The sequence below is a fragment of the Mesorhizobium sp. M1E.F.Ca.ET.063.01.1.1 genome, assembly GCF_003998155.1.
In the GTDB taxonomy this organism is placed as follows: domain Bacteria; phylum Pseudomonadota; class Alphaproteobacteria; order Rhizobiales; family Rhizobiaceae; genus Mesorhizobium.
The window spans coordinates 1-1,161 of record NZ_RZSC01001197.1 but is presented as its reverse complement, the minus strand read 5'-3'; the positions used below and the strand labels follow the sequence as shown (position 1 = coordinate 1,161).

The following is a 1,161-nucleotide window of genomic DNA, read 5'->3' as shown; positions in this document are numbered from 1 at the left end:
CCGAGAAGCAATAGCAAAAGGCCGCTGCCATGAAGCGGGCGGGCTAGAATGCCGCTCGTCAAAGACTCGATCGTGTCGTTCCGGCTGACGACCTGCAGCGCTATTTCAAAAGTCCTCAGCGCGCCTTTCTGGAAGTAATGCCGTTTGGCCGTGGCAAAGCCCAAACCGACGCGGCGCGGAATGTCGGCGAGCTCAAGTGAATTCGCCGGTTGGATAGCCCGGCCAATGGCTTCCTCAAGATCGAAGTCGCTGCCGGCAAACAGTGCATATCCGCCGAGGCGGGGCTGCCGGATCAGGATAGCCCAATCGACGAGATCATTGATCGCTCCGCTGATCGCTTTCATTCCGAAGCCGGGTACCGACGCGCTCAAAAAGTCGTCTGCGAGCACAACGCCAGAACCGTTGCGGAAAAACTCGATGATCGCGGCCGCTTTCGTCAAGGCAACATGCAAACCGGTTCCTTTGACGCCGGCCCGCTCGATCGCTTCGAATGCGAGGCTGAAGCGGTTGCCGTCCACACCCGCCGTAAGGGCCATTCCGAAGTTGGCAGCAAGATAGTCCCAGAGCATCGCGGGGTCATAAGTCCCGCCGTTAAGATCGGTCGTCTCCAGAAACTCCTTGAAGCCGGAGGGCTCGGCGGAACTCAAAAAACCGAACACGCTCCGCTCATTCTGGGCAAACCGCGCTCTCGAGATCGGTCCGAGCAGAAGCGCGCTCACCGGGTTAAGAGGCCATGTCTGCTCAAGCGCTTCCGCGAGCACATCAACGTCCATCGGGCGGCGTTTGGCGACCGCTTCAGCAACAACGCGGGCGCCCGATGCATCACCACTCGGGCGCTCAGCGGCTATGGCCCGGCCAAGCAGCGCAACTGTTTCATCCGCACCCGAAAGAAATGCGATATCCTGGTAGCGGCCTTGAACCTTACGCCATTCCTGCCGCGCGTCACGCGCAGCACGCGCGGTGTACTGCTCAAACGACTGGTGGAGAATGCCGATGACGACTAAGCGGCCGCTGCTGCGCGACGCATGCTCGGCGAGATCCTGAAGCAGATGGACGTCGCCGCCTTCGAGTGCTTCGTGCTCAAGAAGCTTGCCGAGTTCGTCGAGGATGAGGAGGGTTCCGCTCGATGCGCCTTCGCCGCCCGCTATCAAAGCCTTGATA

General features: G+C 60.5%; 1 pseudogene. It reads right to left on the bottom strand.

The features are described from left to right. Nucleotides 1–1,161: pseudogene (locus EOA29_RS41895) on the bottom strand (ATP-binding protein); the annotation flags it as partial.